Source organism: Endozoicomonas sp. ONNA1 (assembly GCF_024606325.1).
Taxonomy (GTDB): Bacteria; Pseudomonadota; Gammaproteobacteria; order Pseudomonadales; family Endozoicomonadaceae; genus Endozoicomonas_A.
In genome coordinates this window covers 1-6,032 of the sequence record NZ_JAHHPN010000148.1, presented here as the reverse complement: position 1 = coordinate 6,032, position 6,032 = coordinate 1, and the positions used below count along the sequence as shown (strand labels likewise).

Here is a 6,032-nt window from a genome sequence, read left to right as displayed (position 1 = left end):
CTCAATTTCTTGCAATCCTCGCTACGGACGCTTAAGTCCGACAGGCTGCTAGGAACGTCATTCAGAGCGGTATTATCAGGAGGAATGAGCGATTGGGCAGCTTGGATAATACAATGGAAACCCCGTCTGAAAGCCTCTGTATTGTATTAAATATAAATTAATCTAATACACAAGTTGCTTTGTGTATCAAGCTCAATACGCTATCGTTATTGTGTATTAAATATTACAATTCTTAATACGAAAAATTTGTGTTGGATACGACAGACACAAAAGTATTTATGTATTAAATATTATGTCCTTTAATACACAAGGTTTTGGCATGACCCCATATATCCCTGATACGCTTCCCCTTCAAGATCTTGAGTTTAGCCGTCTGATCACATTGGTCGGTGAAGCTAATGCAGCCCTGGCTGAATACAGTGGTCTACTACAGGGAATCATTAATCCCGCGGTCATGCTGTCGCCCCTGATGAATCAGGAAGCGGTGTTATCATCCAGAATTGAAGGGACCCAGGCTACGGTTGAAGAGGTGCTTGAGCATGAAGCAGGTGCTCAATTTGACGAGAGAAAAAATACAGATATTCAGGAAATACTGAACTACCGAAAAGCGCTTATGCTGGCCCAGGAGTACCTGGCTGAAGGGCGAACGATCTCTTTGAGTCTCTTGTTGCAGTTACATCAGCTACTTCTTGACAGTGTTAGAGGTCAAGGAAAAACACCGGGTGCTTTTCGAAAGGATCAGAACTGGATTGGGCGAGCGGGCTGTACGCTTGAGACCGCAACCTTTGTTCCCCCGGACCCTATACAGCTAATGGATCATCTGGAAGCCTGGCATCATTATCTGGGCGAGAGTGATTTTGATGTACTGGCTCAGACCGCCATCGTTCATGCCCAATTTGAGCTGATTCATCCATTCAAGGATGGTAATGGCCGTATTGGTCGTTTGATTATACCGCTGTTTTTGTACAGTAAGCAGAGACTCTCCAGCCCTATGTTTTATCTCTCAGGTTATCTGGAAGCACACCGGGATGAATATTACGAGCGGCTAAAGAAGATTTCCCGGGAAGGCGACTGGACAGGCTGGATCGAATTTTTTCTGAAAGCCATACTTGTTCAGGCCAGAGATAATGTTCAGAAAGTAAAAGCGATCATGTCGTTATATGAAAAGACTAAAGTCAGGGTTCAACAAACGACAGGCTCAAAGTTCACGATGCAACTGGTGGATACACTTTTTGACAGACCCATTTTTCAAGTGAGCGACTTCGTCAAACGGTCCGGTATCAGTAAGCCTACCCTGCATGGTCTTCTGCGTCAGCTGCATGTGCCGGACGGCCCCATAGTAACGCTAAGGGAAGGATCTGGCCGTCGCCCTGCTATTTATGCATTTCCAGAACTGCTTCGTATCTGTGAAGGCTTGTCTGGGCACTAACGTCAGTTTTTGAGGCTCGTTCTCTGCCCACGGGCAGCTTATAAATATAAACGGGTATGGTTTAAACTGCCTGCTGAGTTCACTGCCGCACAGGCAGCTTAGAAATCTGATGAATGAAGATAGGGAAGGCATAGCTAGTTTAGTGCGTTGAAAATTATGGTGCATAAACCTAACTCCAGCTGTTCTGGTCGCAACAGAACCGTATAGCTGCCTTTTCATGAAAGTTGCTCCGAAAATAGAGCTTAAGTCTTCTGAAGAAAGGCGTCTCAGAAAGCTGGCTTCTGCAAATACTGGCAGTCTACGCGTCGCCCGTCGTTCGAAAATCATTGGCTAGTGAGCAAAGACATACACATGCGGAGTGGCTAAAATTTCTGAAACTGATTGATAGGCTCCTAAGGACAAAGCTCTTCATCTGATCTGCGACAACTATTTTATGAGTTACTGAGTCAACTCATCAGGCTTCTTCCTGATGCTGTCTTTAAGCACTTCTGAAGCCATTCGGTTGATCTGTTTGAAGTCGTGCTCGGTCAGAAACTCGAACTGTTTTTGCTTCCTTTTACTCAACTTGCCTTTATTGTCGAGAATAATCTTGACCATCAGGCGGAGCTCTTTAGCTGACAGATCAAGAAAGTCGTCCAGAGCCCGGTAGAGGCGGTCGGCCAATACCAGAGTGTCAATCTCTTTGGGCAGCAGATGTTCAGCTACATCGCCAATAACTTCGCAAAGCCATTGACAATAGCGAGTCAAATCCAGATACCTAAACAGGTGATCTGTTTCTCCTTCTATGGTGATGTGTCCGGCTTCATCAATGTAATAGTCTGTCTGGGCGCATATGGCTTTGGATAGCAGATCCAGTGTTTGATAATAGTCCTGTTGACGGTTCAGAATCCCGCCGGATACCGGCAGAATAATGCCCGGTTGCAAAATACCGGATTTTGCCAGTACATCCTGGATCAGGTAACGGCTGATCCGGCCGTTGCCATCCATAAACGGGTGTAGATAAACAAAACTGGCTGAGAGAATTCCTGCCCGAACACTGGCTGGAATGTCCGACTCGGCCAAGCGTCCTGACATGGCAAACCAGTCATCCATCAGGTCTTCAATATTTTCAGGGCGGGGTGGAGGCAAAGCCACGCCCTGGGGACCGGGGCCGCCTATATAGTTTTGCTCAACCCGGTAGTCAGGTTCCTGCTGGTGGCCATCCTTGATGATGTTCTGGATTTCAATCAACCGCTCTTTGGTCAGTGGTGTCTGACCTGCCATTTCCAGTGCCCGGCCAAAACGAATGTATTTGTCGGGTGTGATGTTTTCTGATTCAATTTCTGAAGAGGTTCTGGTTTCGTAGGTGGTCAGGAAGCGCGAGGCTCTGGTAAATACTTCTTCATCGTAATCTGTCAGTGCGCTGTTTATACAATGCTCCAGTCTGGCGTTGGACTCTTCACGCAGGGCATCCGTTTTTTGCACCAATGGCAGGAATCTTCTGTGTCCCGGTAAATTGTTGCGCAGACAGTATCGTCGAACATTAATGGGGTGAGCGGTAAAGTAGCGCTCTTCATCAAGAACCGATTCATATTTAACGGCTTTGCAGTCAGGTAATGGCAACAGGGTTTCCGTAAGGTACTCATACCAGAACCACAGACGACGACCCCAGCGGCTACTGGGGCGCTTCTGGATGGTGGACTGAATTTGATCTTTTGCGCCTGTTTGCAGAAAAACTTGCCGGAGATAGGCTGGGTTAGCACCTTCATACTTCAGAGCAAACAGAAGATGACCTGTCAGAGTCTCTTCTGGTCTGGCGGAGTCGGGAAAATTCTGTTCAAGAATCTCATGCCGCTTTACTTGATTGGCTTTGGTCCCCAGTAAGCCTCCGGTGTAGGAGCGAACTGAGTGAGGTATAACTCTCAGCTGATAATGTTCTTTCAACCATTCATAGCCAATGGGGGTTGGCATAAATCGAGCCTTTTGATTGAGGGTAAAAACTAAATACTGCCATAAAAAACTAAATTTACCCCAAAAAAATGCCTGAAAAATAAATATTGATCCACATGAATGTACAGATTATGTGCCAGAGGTTTGCAGCAGAACTCCGATTTCCCAGGATGGGGTAACCAAACTCGAAACGGGTCTAAGATCAGGTAGTCACGGGTACTGAACAATCTTTAGAAAACATAAAGGATCTTGTCGGCTTCCACCACAATGGGTTCGTTGGGGTCTTTCATGACCTCTCCTTTGATAATGGTGGGGGAGCCAAAGAGCAGACCCTTTTTGGGTATATCATCATTCCTGATATGAATCTGGATTTCTCCGGTTTTATCCCGAAACAGGTAAATCGAACATTTCAGTTTCTTGATGATTTGTCCGGAAAGTTTCACCAGTTCCTCATCATCTCCGTTCTCAATCACCTGATCGATGCTCTGCTTTTGATAGTGATGGGCTTGTGCAGAAGCGGGTGGTGATGGCAGAGGCAAGTCGTTTTCTGAAAAGGCGGGCAAGGACAACAAGCAGAGGCCGCTGAAGAAGAGTCCTTTCATAAAAATTATCCTTAGAGTGTCTATTTTTCAGGATAGCTCAGCTGGATAGCTGTCTGTAACCATCGTCTTTGAATATTAGTGGGGCTGCCTTCAAACAAAAGTCCAGTTGCTGAACGTAGCAGCCTGCCCCTGGTACCTGCCTCTCTCATCGTAGAGGTTCCAGACCAGCGCCTGCTCAATCATGAACCGTCTTCCGGTACTGGCAATACGGATACCTGAATAGTTTTTGATGTAGCCGCGTTTAGTGACTTCTCTTAGCAATCTGCCCCGCTCTTCCCTGTTGGGCTGCTCTGCAGAATGTCTGGAAGGCAGCTGAGTCAGAGTGTTCCAGTCCATTTCAAAAAGAGACTGGGCACTCAGGTTCCCGTAACAGAAGATCGGATCACTTTCTGTGCCGTGAGATAGTAGCACTGACGGGTGTTCATACAATTTTTTAGCCAGTTTGGGGTCATTCAGGGGCAGTCCGCAAAGCAGCTGACCCGTCAGTGTAAAGTAATTACTGGCCATCAGCAGGCTTTGTTGCTGAAGAAAAGGATCGTGCAGCGAGATCATGTTTTGCCTTGTTGCGACAGTGGGTAGCGGGAAAGTAGAATGGAAAAAAGCCTAAACGCTCATGGCTCAGTCGTAAAGTAGAGTTTTCCGGCCGTTTGTTGGGAGGCTGTCTGGATATAGGGTCAGACTATCTGGATTTAAAAGCGTTCCAGAAGAGATACCCTCATGATGGCATCGTACTGTTCCCGGAGAATGCAGAGTTCTCGCCTATTGCTTTGATCAGAGCGTTGTTGGGATTGAAGTACAGAGGCAGGATTCAACAGACGTTGATCTGAAGCAGAAGGGCTTTTTGTATTAATTCAGGGGCACACAATATCCAACGTTGGGAAGTAGGTTGAGAAGCGCCCCTTATCCCTTGTGATCAATCGTCCTTTTTCAACGCTTGCCTGTGCTCCAATAAAAAATCAGACAATACGACGTTTTTCTTACCTCCCTTGCGACGATATTCAAGGTGCTTTTTTGATGCCAGAAGTAAAGTTCTATGGCATGGAGCCCTGAGAGTAAGTCTAAGATCCTTGACTAAAGACAAAGTACCTTCAACCGTATGTAAAGGCGCCGGAAACTATTAGACCACTTTTACAGTGTATGGCACTCTTCCAGATACTGTTAGCAATACTATCCTCCGTGTTAGTTTTTTTTTGGAACATTTAAGAGAGAGTATCCTCTAACTTTATTGTTGTATTAATAAAACTTGTCGAATATGGAGGTAACTATGGCACCTATCGAGATCAAATCGACTCAATCGACTCCAGAACAAATGGTAAGACAAACTTACCAACTTGACATCAAAAACCCGGAATGTGCCGGGGCAGCCTTTGGCCTCACTGTTGGTTGCCTTTTGGGGCACCCTGGTGATGGTTGCATTCTGGGATTCATAGCTGGCTGTCTTTGCAAACACTCCTATACCTCCATCAAAATTTATGAGCGAGATGTTCAAGTACAAAATATTGAAGCGCAAAATATTGAAGCGAAAAAGATTTCCAGAGAATGAGACTGGAGAGAGCTTTGGAATGAAGTTCAGACGGGCTATAAGCCTGTTTGAGCGAGTTGGGCATAGCGAGGTGAGCCGCAGCCAAACCATGGTAATTCGCAGCTAAACCATTGGAACTGAATGACTGATCATGGCCGGATCACAACATATTCGCTCTGAGTATTTATAAGCCCTGTCACTGTTCTCCATGGCCAGAGTATAGGTATTCCGGTTGGCTATTCCGGTTGGCATTGCGGAGGCAGAAACATTCTGACATTTGATTCTGAGTATCGTTAGCTTTGCCCGCTGAGCTTCCAACGTTCAAGATTTTGTCTGAAACGGACGCTTTTGACATAACGGGTCATTAAATTAAAATCTTATTTACTATCGACCATGTATTGTTACTGAGGGGGAGAAATTAAGATACAGAACCTTCATGCTCCCGAAGTTTTGCTACTATCACTGAACTAATATTATTCCGTCATTGCTGAAGCTGCCGCTTTGTTAATCAATTTTAATGGTGAGTGCTTTCAACCCCAAAAAAATAGGG

The 6,032-nt window shown here is 45.7% G+C and carries 5 protein-coding genes; 2 read left to right on the top strand and 3 right to left on the bottom strand.

The annotated features are described in order from the left end of the window. Positions 1-319 precede the first annotated feature (319 nt). Positions 320-1,429 (top strand): Fic family protein, encoded by a 1,110-nt coding sequence (locus KDK19_RS03555; protein WP_257252767.1) that lies wholly within the window; start codon positions 320-322, stop codon positions 1,427-1,429. Between the two features lie 438 nt (positions 1,430-1,867). Here KDK19_RS03555 and KDK19_RS03550 read toward each other — a convergent pair whose 3' ends face one another. The 3 genes from KDK19_RS03550 to KDK19_RS03540 all read right to left on the bottom strand — a co-directional run bounded on the left by KDK19_RS03550 (position 1,868) and on the right by KDK19_RS03540 (position 4,512). After that, on the bottom strand, positions 1,868-3,379 hold the full coding sequence (locus tag KDK19_RS03550) for a Fic family protein (RefSeq protein ID WP_257252766.1): 1,512 nt from the start codon (positions 3,377-3,379) through the stop codon (positions 1,868-1,870). Between the two features lie 209 nt (positions 3,380-3,588). Then, the gene (locus KDK19_RS03545; RefSeq protein ID WP_257252765.1) at positions 3,589-3,960 is read right to left on the bottom strand and encodes a NirD/YgiW/YdeI family stress tolerance protein; all 372 of its coding nucleotides are present in this window, start codon (positions 3,958-3,960) and stop codon (positions 3,589-3,591) included. 90 nt (positions 3,961-4,050) lie between these two features. Beyond that, positions 4,051-4,512: an MEKHLA domain-containing protein gene (locus KDK19_RS03540; protein ID WP_257252763.1), complete on the bottom strand. Its 462-nt coding sequence runs from the start codon at positions 4,510-4,512 to the stop codon at positions 4,051-4,053. A 712-nt stretch (positions 4,513-5,224) separates the two neighbouring features. On the opposite strand from KDK19_RS03540, the gene KDK19_RS03535 reads away from it, so the two are divergent. Beyond that, complete coding sequence (locus tag KDK19_RS03535) at positions 5,225-5,503, top strand: hypothetical protein (RefSeq protein ID WP_257252760.1); 279 nt, start codon at positions 5,225-5,227, stop codon at positions 5,501-5,503. Positions 5,504-6,032 lie beyond the last annotated feature (529 nt).